General features: G+C 71.3%; 14 protein-coding genes. 5 read left to right on the forward strand and 9 right to left on the reverse strand.

From position 1 onward, the window contains the following. Positions 1-2: 2 nt before the first annotated feature. From M6444_RS22295 to M6444_RS22315, 5 genes are all read right to left on the reverse strand, one after another. Entirely contained in the window at positions 3-683 is a 681-nt protein-coding gene (locus M6444_RS22295) for an ABC transporter ATP-binding protein (protein ID WP_298332622.1), read from the reverse strand. Continuing rightward, on the reverse strand, positions 680-1,582 hold the full coding sequence (locus M6444_RS22300; RefSeq protein WP_298332624.1) for an ATP-binding cassette domain-containing protein: 903 nt from the start codon (positions 1,580-1,582) through the stop codon (positions 680-682). Before M6444_RS22300 ends, M6444_RS22295 begins: the two co-directional genes overlap by 4 nt. Next, a complete protein-coding gene (locus M6444_RS22305) occupies positions 1,579-4,227 on the reverse strand; it encodes a hypothetical protein (RefSeq protein WP_298332626.1) in 2,649 nt (882 codons plus the stop codon). The genes M6444_RS22300 and M6444_RS22305 overlap by 4 nt, the downstream gene beginning before the upstream one ends. Before the next feature lie 5 nt (positions 4,228-4,232). Beyond that, complete coding sequence (locus tag M6444_RS22310) at positions 4,233-6,773, reverse strand: ABC transporter permease (protein WP_298332629.1); 2,541 nt, start codon at positions 6,771-6,773, stop codon at positions 4,233-4,235. Positions 6,774-6,839: 66 nt separating this feature from the next. Next, complete coding sequence (locus M6444_RS22315; RefSeq protein ID WP_298332632.1) at positions 6,840-7,229, reverse strand: globin; 390 nt, start codon at positions 7,227-7,229, stop codon at positions 6,840-6,842. 119 nt (positions 7,230-7,348) lie between these two features. Here M6444_RS22315 and M6444_RS22320 point away from each other — a divergent pair, with 119 nt between their 5' ends. Beyond that, positions 7,349-7,774, forward strand: coding sequence for an OsmC family protein (locus M6444_RS22320; protein WP_298332635.1), 426 nt, complete (start codon positions 7,349-7,351; stop codon positions 7,772-7,774). A gap of 2 nt (positions 7,775-7,776) precedes the next feature. Here the strand turns inward: M6444_RS22320 and M6444_RS22325 are convergent, their stop codons facing one another. Genes M6444_RS22325 through M6444_RS22335 form a run of 3 tightly spaced genes read right to left on the reverse strand, consistent with a single transcriptional unit; the run spans position 7,777 to position 11,769 of the window. Beyond that, on the reverse strand, positions 7,777-8,826 hold the full coding sequence (locus tag M6444_RS22325) for a mechanosensitive ion channel family protein (RefSeq protein ID WP_298332638.1): 1,050 nt from the start codon (positions 8,824-8,826) through the stop codon (positions 7,777-7,779). Next, positions 8,823-10,943, reverse strand: coding sequence for a prolyl oligopeptidase family serine peptidase (locus tag M6444_RS22330; protein WP_298332641.1), 2,121 nt, complete (start codon positions 10,941-10,943; stop codon positions 8,823-8,825). Before M6444_RS22330 ends, M6444_RS22325 begins: the two co-directional genes overlap by 4 nt. Before the next feature lie 22 nt (positions 10,944-10,965). After that, entirely contained in the window at positions 10,966-11,769 is an 804-nt protein-coding gene (locus tag M6444_RS22335) for an NAD(P)H-binding protein (protein ID WP_298332643.1), read from the reverse strand. Positions 11,770-11,841: 72 nt separating this feature from the next. Here M6444_RS22335 and sigJ point away from each other — a divergent pair, with 72 nt between their 5' ends. Genes sigJ through M6444_RS22350 form a run of 3 tightly spaced genes read left to right on the forward strand, consistent with a single transcriptional unit; the run spans position 11,842 to position 14,999 of the window. Beyond that, a complete protein-coding gene (sigJ, locus tag M6444_RS22340; protein ID WP_298332646.1) occupies positions 11,842-12,723 on the forward strand; it encodes an RNA polymerase sigma factor SigJ in 882 nt (293 codons plus the stop codon). 51 nt (positions 12,724-12,774) lie between these two features. Further along, positions 12,775-13,452, forward strand: coding sequence for a hypothetical protein (locus M6444_RS22345; RefSeq protein WP_298332648.1), 678 nt, complete (start codon positions 12,775-12,777; stop codon positions 13,450-13,452). After that, positions 13,452-14,999 (forward strand): DNA polymerase Y family protein, encoded by a 1,548-nt coding sequence (locus M6444_RS22350; protein WP_298332650.1) that lies wholly within the window; start codon positions 13,452-13,454, stop codon positions 14,997-14,999. Before M6444_RS22345 ends, M6444_RS22350 begins: the two co-directional genes overlap by 1 nt. Here M6444_RS22350 and M6444_RS22355 read toward each other — a convergent pair. After that, positions 14,986-15,726, reverse strand: coding sequence for a GNAT family N-acetyltransferase (locus M6444_RS22355; protein WP_298332652.1), 741 nt, complete (start codon positions 15,724-15,726; stop codon positions 14,986-14,988). The genes M6444_RS22350 and M6444_RS22355 overlap by 14 nt on opposite strands. A gap of 88 nt (positions 15,727-15,814) precedes the next feature. On the opposite strand from M6444_RS22355, the gene M6444_RS22360 reads away from it, so the two are divergent. Beyond that, the coding region (locus tag M6444_RS22360; RefSeq protein WP_298332654.1) for a hypothetical protein at positions 15,815-16,145 on the forward strand (331 nt) is incomplete at its 3' end.

Consider the following 16,145-nt stretch of genomic DNA (forward strand, 5'->3'; position numbering starts at 1 on the left):
GCTCAGTCCGGGTCGGTGATACGTCCGTCCTGCAGGTGCAGGACGCGATCGGCGTACGCGACGACGCTGGGGTCGTGGGTCGCCACGAGGGCGGCGCTGCCGGCGTTGTGCACCAGGTCACGCATCAGCCCGATGACCGTGTGGCCGGTCTCGGAGTCCAGCTGGCCCGTCGGCTCGTCGGCGAGCAGCAGGCCGGGTTCGGTGGCCAGGGCGCGCGCGATGGCGACGCGTTGTTGCTGCCCACCGGACAGCTCGGCCGGACGCTGCTCGGCGTGGGCTTCGAGGCCGACGACGCGCAGCAGCTCGTCGACGCGCCGGTCGCGTTCGGCGGCCGGGGTGCGCAGCATCCGCAGCGGAACGCCGACGTTCTCGCGGGCGGAGAGGTAGGGGAGCAGCCCGAAGGCCTGGAAGACGAACCCGATGCGTTCCCGGCGCAGCCGCAGGAGCGCGGTTTCGTCCATGGAGCCGAGCTTGCCGCCGTCGACGGTGATTTCGCCCCCGTCGGGCCGGTCGAGCCCGCCGATCAGGTTGAGCAGCGTCGTCTTGCCCGACCCGGAGCGGCCGACGAGCGCGACGAGCTCGCCGGGGGCCACGGACAGGGTGACGCCGGCCAGCGCTTCGACGGTGTCGGGGCCGCGCTGGTATCGACGGATCACGTCGTCGGCGGTCACCATCGGGTTCATCGGCGTTCCCCGTCCTGCCCGGCATGGCCGGGCCACAGTCCGACGTGGTCGGGTTCGAGTTCGAGGCGGACCCGGTCTCGCAGGCCGAGCTGGGCGACGAACTCCCGCGGAAGCTGCACGCGCCCTGCACGGTCGAGCACGGCGTACTCCTCGGCGACCACTCGTTCGTGTCCCTCGGCAGTCAGCTCGGTACGCCGCAGCGTCTCGCTGGAGGTGCGACCGTCCCGGATGGCGACCGTACGGTCGACGTGCTCGGCCACGCCGGGGTCGTGGGTGACGACCACCACCGTGGTGCCGAGCTCCTCGTTGGTACGGCGCAGGGCAGCGAAGACGTCGTCGGCCGTGGCTGAGTCGAGCTCGCCGGTCGGCTCGTCGGCGAACAGCACACGCGGTTGGTTGGCGACGGCGACGGCGATGGCGCAGCGTTGTTGCTCGCCGCCGGACATCTCCTTCGGGCGGCGGTCGGCGCAGTAGGCGATGCCCAGCAGTTCGAGCAGTTCGTGCGCACGGGCGGTCCGCTCGGCGCGGGACATCGAGTTGATCAGCAGCGGGAGGGCGATGTTCTCGGCCGCGGTGAGGAACGGCATGAGTCCGCGGGCCGTCTGTTGCCAGACGAATCCGGCGACGTCGCGCCGGTAGGCGGCGCGGTTGCTGCCCGACATCTCGAGCAGGTCGTGGCCTGCGACGGTGGCCCGCCCCGCTGTGGGGACGTCGTTGCCGGACAAGATGTTGAGCAGTGTCGACTTCCCGGACCCCGAGGCGCCCACCACGGCGAGCAGCTCGCCCGGCTTCACCAGCAAGTCGAGCCCTTGCAAGGCGACGACTTCGACGCCCTCGGTCTGATAGATCCGGACCAGGTTGTCGCACACGATGTCGTACTCGCTGGACCCGTTCGTCATGAGCGCAGCACCTCCGTTCGTCTCTGCCCGCTGACCACGGCGCCCACGATGCCCAGCACGACAGCCCCGAGGACCGCGGCCGCCGCTACCGCGGCCGACGGCAGGTCCGTCACGGCCTGCATGGCGCCGCCGGACAACGCGCCGGACAAGGCACCCAGGTCGAGCGCATCCGCGATGACCAGGCCGACTCCCGTCCCGACGCCGATGCCGGCCGCCGCGGCCACGACCGACACCGGTATGACGTCCGAAGCCGTCAGCACGGCGGACTGCCGCGTCGTCAGCCCCATCGTGCGGAGCACGGACAGGCCGTACGCGCGCACCCGTTCTCCGATGGCCAGGCTCATCACCGCGGCCGCAGCCGCCAGCACGGCGCTGACCACCGTGACGATCATGAACACGTCGAGCACCGCGTTGAGCACGCTGTCGCCGTAGATGGATTCGAGCACGTCTGCACGCAACGAGACGTCGTCGGTGGCGATGCCCAGCGTGCTCGCGACGGACTCCGCGGCTACCTCGCCGCTGATGTACATGACGTCCGGCCACGGCTGTGCCGCATCGGCCACCGGCGCGAGCGGCATGACCAGGGTCGTGCCGGACGTGGAGCCGGGAACGTCGGCGAACATCGCCACCACCTCGACCACGGCGGTGGTGTCCTTGTTCAGCGTGACCTCCAGCTGGTCGCCCACATCGACGACGTCGACCCGGCCCTTGAGCACCGCGGCCGGCGCGCCGGACTCCGTCGGGCCGGACAGCGCGGCCAACACGTCGGGCCGACCCGGCGCCGACGCGGTGACCTCCTGCCACGCAGGCACGTCGACGGCCAGGACGTCGAGCCCGGTGGCCCGGCCGTTGTCGAGGTTGATCGGCCGCTGAAACGGAAAGACCGTGCCGGTGGCGATGGCGTCGGCACCGGGTATCGAGGTGATCTGCTCCTGGTCGACGCGGATGGCGTCCGCAGTGACCACGGCATCAGCGGCGACGGCGTTCCACGACGAGGTGTGGCGGGCGTCGTCCACGCTGGCGCGGACGGTGCCGCCGAACGTGGCCACGCCGATCGCGACGAGCAAGGCGATGACCGGCAACACGGCGTGGGCCGGCGCCCGCGCCGCGCGCGTGACGGCGAGGAACGCGGTGAGCGTCTCGGTGCGGCGCAACACCGGCATGAGCGCGGCGAGCAGGTACGGCATCGCGCGGAAGATCACCAGGCCGGTCGCGCCGGCGACGACGATGGGCACCAGCGAGACCACCGGGTCGACGCCGGCACCGGGCTGGCGGGTCCCGGCGAGCCACAGCCCGAGCCCGGCCACGACGACGGCTGCGGCCTCACCGACCAGGCGGCGCGCCGAGGGCCGCAGCGCCGCCACGTCCGCGCGCTCGTCGGCTGCGGCCGGCGCACCGCGGGCGGCTCGGATCGTCATGACCGGCACCGCCAGCACGGCGACCACCGCGGGCACGGCGGTGAGCAGCGTGCCGAGCCCACTCCACCCGCCGGGAACGACGAGCACGGCCGCGAGCGCACCCACCAGCGTGGCCGGAACGGACAGCACCAGCGCGTCCAGGACCAGCAACCGGGCCACCGCGACGGACGTCGCCCCGCGCGTGCGGGCCAGCAGGGCCTCATCACGACGGCGCTCGGCCAGGAACCGGGCGGACAGCAGCGTCAACGTGACACACAGGGCCGCCATCGAGATCATGCCGAACCCGACGACGCCTTCAGCGGCCGAGCGCTGTGCGGGGTATCGCTCGAGCGTGTCGACCAGGCCGCTGGACCACATCGTCGCCGTCGAGAGTCGGCGAAGCTCCGCGACGACGGCCTCGACCTCGGAGTTGTCGGCTCGCGCGGGATCGATCGCGACATGCCACTCGGTGTCGACGGTGTCGGCGGTCGCCGTGAGCCACGGCTGGAGCACGTCGCGCCGGCCGATCAGGGCGCCGGTGGTGATCCGCGGCTCGGCGCCGGGCGCTCCGAGGTCGGGCTCGAGCGCCACGCGGGCGTCGGACCAGAACGGATCGCCGGGGTCGGTCGGCTCGATCAGACCGGTCAGCCGCACCGCCGGGGTGCGCGCCGACTCGTTCGGATCGACAGCCTGGATGCCTGCGGGTTCGCGCCGCTCGAAGCTCACGACGTCGCCGATCTCGAGCCGCAGCGCCTCGGCCACCGGCCGCGTCGCCACCACGTCGATGATGCTGGCGTCGGCGGTGTTGTCGACCGAGGCGGGCAGATCGCCGTCGACGACCTCGACGAGCCGGTCCAGGGCGTCCGGAACCCGGACCTCCAGCCGCCGGGGGCGCAGCCCGTCGTCGACGACAGAGTCGTTGAGCGTGCCGAAGGACCGTGCGCCGGTGGACACCGACCAGCGTCCTGCGCCGAGCAGGTCACCGAGCTCCGGTGCGACCGATTCGCGCAGGTCCTCGATCTCGCTGTCGAACCGGGCCGGAATGACGTCGCTGGTTTCGCGGGCCGAGACCTGTGCGGTGTCGCCGGAGCCGGCGATGGTCTCCTGCAAGGTGTGGTCCAAGCGGTCGTCGATCCACCGCGGTCCCGCGGCACCGAGGAAGGCGCCCACCCCCACCACCAGGGCCAACACGATGGCCGCGGTGCGATGCGTCAGCAGGCCACGCTTGAGCAGCGTCCAGATGCTCACCAGACCTACCCGCCTTCCCGCAGGACAGCGGCCACGTCCAGCCGCCTGGTGAGTATGGCCTGCACCGCGATCAGGATCGCTGCCAACGCGACGACGGCGCCGGTCAGTACGGCGATGGTTCCCCACGGCACCGACAGCCGCAACGGCGGGACCTCCGGCAGCCCGGCCAGCCCGCCCACGGCGTGCGGCACCACGAGCCAGGCGACCACGAGCCCCAGCCCGAGGCCGGTCAGGGTGGCGAAGCCGAGCAGGACGGCATGCTCGACGGTGACCGAGCCGGTGGCGCTGCGCCGGCCGAGTCCGATGGCGCGCAGCAGCGCATACTCCGTCGAGCGGGACTGGAACGACGTCACGGTGTGCACCACGACTCCGATGAGCACGAACACGGCGGCGAACGCGAGCCCGGCTGTCAGCCCCGTCCCGATGCCGGCCGACGACGGATCCTGCCGCGCCTGGTCGAGGGCGTCGGCGTGGGTGGCCGCCGCATTGACGCCGGGCAGGTCGATGGCCGCGGCTGCGGCGTCCTGGCCGTCGTCGCTGGTGGCCAACCACCATTCGCTGGACGCTGCGGCACCGAGTGCCGAGAGGGATTCGGCGTCGGTCAGGATCGCCGCTGGATGCGTGGTCCCGGGAACAGCGGTGACGACGGCCGCAACGTGGACGCCCACGCGCGTCCCGGCGCTGAGGGGGAGATCGATGTCGTCGCCTTCGGCCAGGCCGAACCGGTCGGCCAGATCGTCGGTCACCATGGCGGTGAGGGAGCCTGGGCTCGAGGCGCCGCTGAGCAGGTCGAGGCGCTGGGCGGGGTCCCCTCCGGCCAGATCGGCGTCCCAGCGCATCACCGTGGCGGCCGTTGCCGGGTCGACCCCGACCACGTCGACGGGGGTGCCGTCGTCGCGGAACGACGTGCGCACCACCGCCATGGCGGCCTCGACGCCAGGCAGGTCTTGGAGCCGCGTGCCGAGATCGTCGTCGGTGGTTGCCGCGGGCGTCAGCCGGACATCGGCCGGTTCGGTGAGCGCGACCGTGTCGGCGCGGAAAGCGTCCCACGTGGCCTGCGTGGTCGCGGAGAAGACCGACACGGTGATGGCCAGCACGACGAGCACACCGGCGGCCAGATGGCGTGCGGTGCGCCGGGCGGTCTCCTGCGTACCGAGCATCGCGGCGATGCCGGCGCCGGCGCTGCCGAGCGCGGCAGCAGCACGGGCGATCCAGGGCAGCGCGCGGGCGAGGACGACCGAACCGGCGAGAACGACCAGCGCCGGAGCCACGACCAGGACCACCTCGGGAGACTCCTCCGGTGGTCGACGTAGCTGTTGTAGCCCGAGGATCCCGAGCCCCAGGAGCACCAGGTCGAGCCCGGCTCGTTGCGCGGCGGCGCGCCGGGGCCGGGCCGCCGCTGTGGCGACGCTCGCGACGGACCGGCCGGCGCGCAGGTCGGCGGACACCATGAGCAGCAGCCACAGCACGCCGACGGCGATCGAGGCCAGCCAGGCCGGTGCCGTCAGCGCGGAGCCGTCGAGCAGCACGTCAGCCACCAGCGGCGCCACGGCAGCGACGCCCACCGCAGGCAGCGCGGCGCCCAGGAACGACCACCGCAGCAGCCGGCCTTCGCGGACTCCTCGGGCGCGTAGGAGCGCGGTGCCCGCGGCCCTCCCGGCCGCGACGAGCCGAGCGGTGAAGGCCAGCGCCCAGATCCCCAGGACGGTGAGCATGGCGACGACGACGAGCAGGATCGCCCGCGTGGAGGAAGCCGCGGCACCAGCACGCTCGACCAGCGCTGCGACCTCGCCGTCGACGGCCATCTGCTGGCCGAAGTCGCCGGCGCGCAAGTCCGACAGATCGCCGGCCAAGGCGCGCAGCGCGGCGGTGACCGCATCGGCGTCGTCTAGCGTGACCTCGCCGGCGGCCAGCGGCAGCAGCCATTGCGTCGTGGCCGTGGCCGGGGCGATGCGATTCACCATGTCGTCGCGCTGGAACAGCAGCGGCCCGATGACGGTGAAGCCGTCGCCCGGGGCGGGACGTATCCCGGTGCCGTGACCGTGCCAGACCGGGTCCACCGCGTCCTGCGGTTCGTACCCGCCGACGACGGTGACCTCCACCGGGGTCCGCGATCCGGTGAGCGGGTGCAGGGTCATGACGTCGCCCGGCTGCAGGCCGAGGGCGTCCAGGGCTGCGGCGTGCACCGCGGTCTCGACGTGCTGGGCGTCGTCGTCTGGCCAGCGTCCGGTCGTCAGATGTGCCCGCGACTCGGCGTCCTCGACGTAGCCGAGCGCCAGCCGCGTGTTCTCCTCCGCATCCGGCATGGTGAAAGCCGTGGTGCTGATCGTCGCCGTGATGGACTCGATCGGACCGGCGTCGCTGACGGCCGTGCGGACGGACTGGTCGAGCTCGGGCCACCGTTCGTCGAAGCCGGTGGACGCGGTCATGGTGGCGTCGGTGTCGGCGAGGGTCCGGTTCAGCGCGTTCTGCGCGACCTCAGGTGCCAGGACCGTCGCTGAAACCAACAGCACGGCGGTGACGAGCGCGGTCAGCGAGGCCGTCAACAAAACGCCGGCATGCCCTGAGGCACGACGACGGACGAAACGGGCGCTTCCGAGCACCCGGTGAATCTACTCTTCGAACGTGTTGACTAATGAGAAGGCTGCACGCTCGAGGTAGTCCCACAATGTGTCGCGGTGAACCGGGGCCAGGTCGAGCTCGTCGACGGCGACCCGCATGTGGTGTAGCCAGCGGTCGCGGGCGGTGGGCGTGACCTGGAACGGCATGTGCCGCATCCGCAGCCGGGGGTGCCCGCGTTGCTCGGAGTACGTGGTGGGGCCGCCCCAATACTGCTCGAGGAACATCAGCAGACGCTGTTCGGCCGGGCCCAGGTCCTCTTCGGGGTACATCGGGCGCAGCAGGGGGTCCTCGGCCACCCCTTGGTAGAAGCGGTGGACCAGCTTGGCGAACGTGTCGTGTCCGCCGATGGCGTCGTAGAAGTTGTCCAGGCGCGTGCTCACACCGTCCATCCTCGGCCCGGGGAGTCAGCCGATGCAAAGCGGGGTGCGGCTACGCACGGCGACACCCGACCGGGCAGGATGGAAGTGACCTGGGAACATCGCACACGAGAGGACGATTCATGGCTACGACTCGCACCGCCACGACGCGCTGGGAAGGCTCGCTGTTCGAGGGGAGTGGACGCGTCACCCTCGACTCGTCGGGGCTGGGCACCTACGACGTCAGCTGGCCGGCGCGGACCGAGGAGCCCGGCGGCAAGACGTCGCCGGAGGAGCTCATCGCTGCAGCTCACTCGTCCTGCTTCTCGATGGCGTTCTCGAACGGGTTGGCGAAGGCGGGCACCCCGCCGACGTCGCTGGAGACCTCCGCGGACGTGACGTTCCAGCCGGGTGAAGGCATCACCGGCATCAAGATCACCGTCCGGGGCGTGGTGCCGGGCATGTCCGAAGAGGACTTCGTCGCCGCCGCCGAGGAAGCCAAGGAAGGCTGCCCGGTCAGCCAGGCGCTGAAGGGCACGACCATCACGCTCGACGCCGCGCTGGCCTGAGCTCAGGGCGAGCCGACCTCGCGCTCCGGCGGGCGGGAGGCCTTGCGCTCCTGCTCGTCGGGGGTGTCGGCGGTCGGCTCGGCCGGGGGAGTGGGCGCGGCGGCGTCGGCTGGGCCCTCCTGCCTGATCCACAACGAGCGCTGCGGCAGTGGGATCTCGATACCTTCGAGGTCGAAGCGCCGCTTGATCCGCTCGCGCAGCTCGCGGGCGACCTTCCACTGCTCGAGCGGGCGGGTCTTGACCACCAGCCGGATGATGATCCGGTCGACGTCCAGCTGCTCGACCCCCCACACCTCGGGTTCTTCGAGGATGAGGTCGCTCCAGGTGTCCTCGGTGGACAGTTCGACGGCGACCTGTTCGAGCAGCCGTCGCACCTGGGCGGTGTCGGACTCGTAGGCCACGGCGACGTCGATGACGGCGCGAGCCCAGTCCTGGCTGGAGTTGCCCAGGCGCATCACCTCGCCATTGCGGACGTACCAGACCGTGCCGTCGATCGAGCGCAGCCGCGTCACGCGCAGGCTCACCGCCTCGACCACGCCGGAAGCCTCGCCCATGTCGACGACGTCACCCACGCCGTACTGGTCTTCCAGCAGCATCGACGCGCCGGCCAGGAAGTCTTTCACGAGGTTCTGCGCCCCGAACCCGAGTGCGACGCCGGCGATGCCCGCCGAGGCCAGGACCGGGCCGATGGAGTAGCCGAGAATGTCCAGCGCCATCACGATCACGATCGCCCCGATGGTGATCGTCACGATGCTGCGCAGCACCGAGCCCATCGTCTGAGCGCGCAGCGCCCGGCGCTCGGAATAGGCACCCGTGCTACCGAAGACGATGCGCGCTGCCTGCGTGGAGCCCAGCACCTCCTTGGGCGGCGGGCGATCGACTGTCCGCGCGACCAGCCGCTTGATCAGTTTGTGCAGGATGTAGCGGACGATCAGGGCGATGAGGACCAAGGCGAGCAGCCGCAGCGGAACGCCGAGCATCGTGTCGCGCCACCACTCAGCGGTGAACCGTTCGGCGCCGACGATGTCAGCCACGACGACGTTGTGGCTCATCGCACGTCCAGGCCCAGCATCTCGGCGAGGAATCCCAACTGATCGGCGCCGAGCTCGACCGACTTGGACACCGCCCTCGCGCCGTGTCCCACCTGCCCCTCGGCGCGGATCAGGATCGGGCGGGTCTGCGCGTCACCGCTGGTGGCTTCTTGCAGCGCAGCGGCCATCTTGCGGGCGTGCAACGGGTCGACGCGGGTGTCGCCGTCGAACACGGTGAACAGCACAGCCGGGTATTCGGTGCCGGGACGGACGCGGTGATACGGCGAGTAGCTGTACAGCCAGCCGAACTCCACCGGGTCGGCGGCCGTGCCGTACTCGTCGTTCCACAGCTGGCCCAGGCCGAACTTCTCGTAGCGGACCATGTCCAGCAACGGTGCCGAGCACACCACGGCGCGGAACAACTCCGGCCGCTGGGTCAAGGCCGCACCGACGAGCAGCCCGCCGTTGGAACCGCCGTATGCCGCGAGCTGGTCGGTGCTCGTCCAACCGTGATCAACGAGGTACTCCGCAGCGGCGTGGAAGTCGTCGAAGACGTTCTGCTTGTTTTCGCGCATACCGGCGCGATGCCAGTGCTGGCCCTCTTCCGAGCCGCCGCGCAGATTGGTGACCGCCCAGATGCCGCCGGCCTCGACCCAGGCGAGGATGGAGGCGGAGTAGGCCGGGGTCAGCGAGATGTCGAAGCCGCCGTAGCCGTACAGCACCGCCGGACGCGGCCGGTCCGGACCGGGGCCGTCGTGGGCCGGCGCGACGACGATCATCCGGACCTCGGTGCCGTCGGCGGAACGGTAGGTGAGCTGCTCGGATCGCACGGCGGGCAGGGTGACGGCGCCGGGGTTGCTCGCCCACTCGGCCAGCGTGGCGGTGCGCGCGTCGTAGTGCAGGACGGTCGTCGGCGTGGTGTGGTCGGTGTAGACGAACCACGCCTCGTGCCCGCCCTCCGGGCGCTCGATCAACCCGCCGATGCTGCCCAACCCGGGCAGATCGACCTGGCCGATCTGGCGGCCGGTGGTGAGATCGTGGACGGTGACCTCGGCCACGGCATGGCGGGTACGGGCCGCGAGCAGGACCGGCTGGTCGAGCTCGGCGCCGTCGAGCAGCGCGAACCCGTCGAACACGGCGTCGGGGTCCTCGGGCAGCAGATCCTGCCAGTGCTCCGGCTCCGGCCGGGTGGGATCGGTGACGGCGAGTCGCCCGCGCGGTGCGTCGAGATCGGTACTGACGTAGAGGCGCCCGTCCCGGCCCACGTGTACGCCGGTACGGGCGTCGAGGCCGACGACCACCGGGCGCAGCTCGGGCGCGGCCGGGTCGGTGGCCTCGAGGTCGGCGATCCAGACGTCGTTACGCGGCGAGGTGCCCTGCGCGGCGCTGATGATCAGCCACCGGCCGTCACGGCTGACCGAGACACCGTAGAAGTCGGTCTTGTCGCGCCCGGCGCCGAAGATCTCCACGTCGTCCTCATGCGGCGTGCCCAGCCGATGCAGGTGGACGCGGCGGTGGTACTGCTCCTCACCCGGCGGGACGGACTCGGGCGGTTGGCGCCGGACGTAGTAGAACGCCTGCTCGCCCGGCAGCCAGGCGATGGGTGACACCCGGGTGCGGGGCAGCGGGCCGTCGACGATCTCGCCAGTATGGACGTCGAGCACGCGGACGGCGGATTCCTCGGTGCCGCCTTCGGAGAGCTGGTAGGCCAGCAGGTTGCCCTCTTTGGACGGCTGCCAGGAGTCCAGGGTGGTGGCGCCGGTGGGGTCGATCGCGGCGGGGTCGACGAGGACGCGTTCGGTGCCGTCGGGGTCGGTGGTGAGCAGGACGGCGTGCTCCTGGTCGGGGGTGCGGCGGGTGTGGAACGAGCGCTGCCCGCGCCACACCGGGGCGCCGACGGCCCCGGCCCGCAGGAGATCGCCGAGACGGCGGTGGAAGTGCGGACGCGCCGACCACCTGGTGCGATGCTCGTCGAGCAGCACACTTTGGGCCTTGGACCAGGCTTCGGTGGCCGGCGCGTCGGGGTCTTCGAGGGCCCGGAACGGGTCGGCGACGGTGATGCCGTGCAGCACGTCGGCGTCGTCGCCCCGGGGCGCGGGCGGGTACGTCAGCGGTGAAATCGAACGCTCGGAAACCACGCGATCGACTCTAACGGCAGGTTCAGACGGTGACCCGTTCGGCCAGGAAGTCCGCCCAGGCCCGCGTGCCGACGTCCGCGCCGTCGAGGGCGAGGTTCTCGCCGGCGCGATACGCACGACCGGCTCGGCCCGGTAGCCGTACCGGCATGATGGACCGCCGCTTCCCGGTGGCCTGCAGGTACCCGCGGACCAGCTCGTTCAGGCTGTGCACCGTCGGTCCGGCGAAGTCGGGCACCCGGCCGGCCGGCTCGGCCAGGGCGAGCTCGGCCAGCCGCTCCGCCACCTCGGCGGCGTCGACCGGCTGGAACCGCAAGCCGTTCGGCACTGGGATCACCGGCAGCTTCGCCATGCCCTGCACCATCTTCAGGACCAGCTCGTCGACCTGCGCGACGCGCAGCGTGGTGAACGCGAGGCCGGACTCGGCCACGGTCTGCTCCACGGCCAGCTTGTTCCGCAGGTAGGCCAGGGGGACCCGGTCGGCGCCGATGACCGAGATGCACACCAGGTGCTTGGTACCGGCGGCGGTCGCGGCGGCCACCAGGTTCCTGGTCGCCTCCACGTCGCCTCGGGCATTGGGTGCGCCGGCGAGATGCACGACGATTTCCGCGCCGTCGACCGCGGCGTTGATCCCGGTGTTCCGGAGCAGGTCGCCGGTCACGTACTCGACGCCGTCGCCGGGCTCGTGGACGGTGCGGCTGAGCACCCTGACGGGGCTGCCGGTATCGCGCAGGAGCGGTGTGACCAGGCTGCCGAGCAGGCCCGTCCCGCCGGTGACCAAAATCGGAGCCGGCCGGAGCTCCCGGGAATGGCTCGTCGGTGACTGCATGGTGGTTCTCCTTCGTGTCCGTTCGTGAACGTCGCTACAGCGATGAACCGTCGCGGCGGGAGAATGTGACTGATGACCGAAAACGATCACCTCGTCGAGCAGTTCGAAGCGCACCGCTCGCATCTGCGGGCGGTGGGGTACCGGATGCTCGGCTCGCTCGGCGAGGCCGACGATGCGGTCCAGGAAGCGTGGCTGCGGTTGAGCCGCGCGGACGTGAGCGACGTGGAGAACCTGGGTGGATGGTTGACGACGGTGACCTCCAGGGTGTGCCTGAACATGTTGCGTACCCGCAGGTCACGCCACGAGGAGTCGCTGGACGTTCACCTGCCCGACCCCGTCGTGGACCCTGCGGACGGGGTCGATCCGGAACACGAGGCGCTGGTGGCGGACTCGGTCGGGCTCGCCTTGCTCGTCGTGCTCGACACGCTGGAACCGGCCGAGCGCCTCGCGTTCGTCTTGCACGACATGTTCGCCGTGCCCTTCGACCAGATCGCCACGATCGTGGAGCGCTCGCCGGCCGCGACACGCCAACTGGCCAGCCGAGCTCGGCGCCGGGTGCGGCAATCGGCGCCGGCACCCGATGCCGATCTGGCCCGGCAGCGCGAGGTGGTGGACGCCTTCTTCGCCGCGTCCGGCAGCGGCGACTTCGATGCGCTGGTGGCGGTGCTCGACCCGGATGTGGTGCTGCGTTCGGACGGCGGGCTCGCGCGCGTGAGCGCCACGACGGTCATCCGGGGCGGGACGACGGTGGCCGAGAACGCGCTCACCTTCGGACAGCTGGCGCCGTTCGTCCGCCCGGCGCTGATCAACGCAGCCGCAGGGGTGGTCGTGGCCCCGCGCGGCCGGCCCGTCTCGGTCATGGCCTTCACGGTGCGCGACGGGCAGATCGTCGCGATCGACGTGCTCGCCGACCCGGATCGTCTTCAGCAGTTGGGCCTGACCAGCTGGACATGACGGGGCCGCGACGGACTTGACTGACTCGAACAGGCGTTCGATCATAGAGCGATGGGACGTCCTTCGCGAGAACAGGCCGAGGCGGCCCTGGCGGAGGTCTCCGGGCGGGTGGACGTCCGCCGGGCCGAACCCGCCCACCTTCCGGTGCTGTCGCCGCTGCGCCCGGTGCTGCCCGGGTTGCGGCGTGGTCAGGTCGTGCAGGTCGACGGCGTCGGTGCCCTGGCATATGCGTTGATGGCCGGGGCCTCCGCGGCGGGGTCGTGGTGTGCCGTGGTGGGTGTTCCCGAGTTCGGAGTGCCGTCCGCGGCGGCGATGGGATGCGAGCCGGAACGGCTGCTGCTGGTCGATGAGCCGGGGGAGCGCTGGGTCGATGCGGTGGCTGTGCTCCTGGAGGCGGTGGACGTGGTGCTCGTTCGGCCGCCGGCACGTCCGCCGTCGCCGGTGGTGCGCCGGCTGGCGGCGGTGGCCCGCACGTCCGGGTCCTGTCTGCTGGTGGCCGGCGAGTGGGAGGGCGCGATGACCCGGGTGCGGGTGGCTTCGTCGTTGTGGACCGGGCTCGGGGCCGGGCATGGGCACCTGCGTGGTCGCCGGGTGAACGTCGTGGCGCAGGGGCGGGGAGCGGCCGGAGGCCGACCTCGCTCGGTGTGGGTGTGGTTGCCGGGGCCGGACGGTTCGGTGTCCCCGGCCGGTCTCGTCTCTGTGGGCGACGTCGACTCCGGAGTTGCCTGATGGGCACGCCACGAGCGTTGGTCGTGTGGTGCCCGGACTGGCCACTGATCGCCATCGGCGTCGACCCGGCGCAACCGGCGGTCGTGGTGGCTTCGGGGCGGGTCACGGCGTGCTCGGCTGCGGCTCGGGCCGTCGGTGTCCGCCGGGGTCAGCGGCTGCGCGATGCCCAGCGATACTGTCCCGACGTCACCGTCCACGACGACGAGCCGGACGCTCAGGCCAGGGCGTTCGAGCTGGTCGTTGCCGTGGTGGAAGAGCTTTGTCCACGGGTCGAAGTGATGCGCCCGGGGCTGGCCGCGGTCTCAGCGCGCGGGCCGGCCCGTTTCTACGGCGGTGAGCAGGCGGTTGCCGCCACCGTCCGAGACGCCGTCCTCGACGCCGGCTTTCTCTGTGCGATCGGGGTGGCCGATGGCACGTTCGCAGCCGAGCTGGCCGCCCGGCAGGCGTGGACCGATGGGTCCAGCGCGGACGGTGAAGGCGTTCTGATCGTGCCGTCGTCGTCCACCGCAGAGTTCCTGGCGCCGCATCCGGTGTCGGTGCTGGAGATGCCGGAACTGGCTGGCGTCCTCGTCCGCCTCGGGGTGCGAACCCTCGGCGATCTCGCGGCGCTTCCACCGCGCGAGATGCTCGCCCGGTTCGGTGTCGACGGCGAGGCTGCGCATCGTCTCGCCTCAGGCCGCCAAGCGCGGGCGCCGGTGACGCGGCCGCCGGGGGAGGATCTCGGAGCGGACATGGAGTTCGACCCGCCCACGGCGCAGTCCGAGCCGGCGGTGTTCGCCGCCAAGAGTCTGGCCGACCGGATGCACGAGAATCTGGCGTCACGCGGGCTGGCGTGTGTTCGAGTCGAGGTCGAGGCGGTCACGGCTGACGGGCGCAGCCGGTCGCGCCTGTGGCGTCATGACGGTCGGTTGTCCAGCCTGGCGGTGGCTGAGCGGGTTCGCTGGCAGTTGGATGCCTGGCGCTCGGCCGGTGAGCTGACCGACGCGCTCACGTATCTGCGGCTGGCGCCCGACCATGTCGTCGTCGACACCGGGCGGCAGACCCCGTTGTGGGGTCGGAGTGAGGTCAGCGATGCGGTGTCGCGGGCGGCGGACCGGCTTCAGGTCATGCTCGGTCATGCCGCGGTGTGCACGCCGCTTCCCGCCGGTGGGCGCGGACCTGCGGATCAGGTGCTCCGGGTTCCCTGGGGCGATTCTCTGGTGCCGGAGTTTCCCGCCGATCGGCCGTGGCCGGGACAGGTGCCGGCACCCGCGCCGGCCGTGGTCCATCCACAGCTCCTGCCGGTCGAGGTCCTGGACGGCCGAGGGGCTCCGGTGACGGTGAGTGGGCGGTCGACGGTCTCGGCGCCGCCTGCTCGGCTGGTGTCCTGCGATGGCACTGCTCTGGACATCACCGAGTGGACCGGTCCATGGCCTGCGTGGGAGCACTGGTGGGACGCGCAGCGTAGACGTCGATGCGCGCGGTTCCAGGTGGTCACGGCCGACGGCCAAGCCCGACTGCTGTTGATCGAACAGGGCCGCTGGTCGATCGAGGCTACGTATGCGTAGCGCGGTCGGGCACGTAGATCGACATCGTGGCGGCGTATCGGATCAGCCCCAGTCGGCCAGCGACCGCCTGCGACGACGTGTTGTCCCACGATGTGCTGTACAGCGGTGTCCGCCCGCTTGCTCGGACGTGTTCGGCCCACCGGGCTGTGACTGCGGTGGCCAGCCCGCGCCCGCGATGGTCGGGAAGCGTCTCCACGCCGGCCTCGCAGGCCTGCGGGGTGATGCGAGAGGCGGAGCAGATCGCCACTGCACGCTCTTTCTCGAACGCCGCCACGACCGGTTCGCGAGCTGTCAGCGTGGCGGCGATTCCGGGAAAGCTCGCGCGGAAGCGGCCCTCGTCCGCTGGCGAGCAGAGGCGGATGTCGGCGTGCTCGAGCGGTGGTGCTTGGCTGTCGGCGGGGAAGCGGTAGGCCGGTCCGCAGTAGACGTGCGGGCGTATGCCGTGGACCTTCGTGACCGCGGCGAGGACGTCGGCAGGTGGTTCGGTGAAGGTGTCCAGGTCCAGGGGCGGGCGATGCTGAGAACGCCATGCCTCGAGGGCCCGGACGATCTCGGCCGCGGGCTGGGCGGTCGTCCAGTAGCGAAGATGTGTCGGCCTCACCGAGATGAAGCACCGAGGCGCCGCCGGCCGGCTGATGTCGTTGACCGCTTCGAGGGTATGTCCGGGACCGAGGATGAACAGTGTGCTCGCCTGAAGTAGCGCGGCTTCGTCATCGAGGGTGCGCACGGTGAGCACACTACGCGGCTGGTGGTGGCTGAGGTGCGCGTCGTGCTCTTCTCGGGACGCTCCGGTCGGCGTGAGTAGCAACATGTAGATGTTGTTGTTCGAACATGTGTTTGATAAACTGGTGGGCATGTTCGACAGTTGGGATGATCGAGACGACGGGCCGGGTGGGTGTCCGCCTGGTGCGGAGGTTGTCCCGGCTGTTCCTGACTATTTGGCTGCGCGGGATGCGGCCTGGTGCCCGGATGATGATGCCGCGGTGGGCCTGCCCGACGAGGTCTACGGCGACGACTTGGGTGATGGGGTTGATCCGGGGGTGTGGCGGGACCTGGTCTCCGCGGTTGATGGTGGGTCGTGGCTGGTGGTGCCTGATGAGGGTGTGCCGGTGGTGATGGTCGCTGACGGGCGGGGTCGGCGGTATC

The organism is Haloactinopolyspora sp. (assembly GCF_027324685.1).
In the GTDB taxonomy this organism is placed as follows: domain Bacteria; phylum Actinomycetota; class Actinomycetes; order Jiangellales; family Jiangellaceae; genus Haloactinopolyspora.

What these genes read in the sequence shown, in the direction of transcription:
- M6444_RS22295 (WP_298332622.1), bottom strand. Translation starts at nt 683, where the DNA reads ATGAACCCGATGGTGACCGCCGACGACGTGATCCGTCGATACCAGCGC.
- M6444_RS22300 (WP_298332624.1), bottom strand. Translation starts at nt 1,582, where the DNA reads ATGACGAACGGGTCCAGCGAGTACGACATCGTGTGCGACAACCTGGTC.
- M6444_RS22320 (WP_298332635.1), top strand. Translation starts at nt 7,349, where the DNA reads ATGGCTACGACTCGCACCGCCACGACGCGCTGGGAAGGCTCGCTGTTC.
- M6444_RS22325 (WP_298332638.1), bottom strand. Translation starts at nt 8,826, where the DNA reads ATGAGCCACAACGTCGTCGTGGCTGACATCGTCGGCGCCGAACGGTTC.
- M6444_RS22335 (WP_298332643.1), bottom strand. Translation starts at nt 11,769, where the DNA reads ATGCAGTCACCGACGAGCCATTCCCGGGAGCTCCGGCCGGCTCCGATT.
- sigJ (WP_298332646.1), top strand. Translation starts at nt 11,842, where the DNA reads ATGACCGAAAACGATCACCTCGTCGAGCAGTTCGAAGCGCACCGCTCG.
- M6444_RS22345 (WP_298332648.1), top strand. Translation starts at nt 12,775, where the DNA reads ATGGGACGTCCTTCGCGAGAACAGGCCGAGGCGGCCCTGGCGGAGGTC.
- M6444_RS22350 (WP_298332650.1), top strand. Translation starts at nt 13,452, where the DNA reads ATGGGCACGCCACGAGCGTTGGTCGTGTGGTGCCCGGACTGGCCACTG.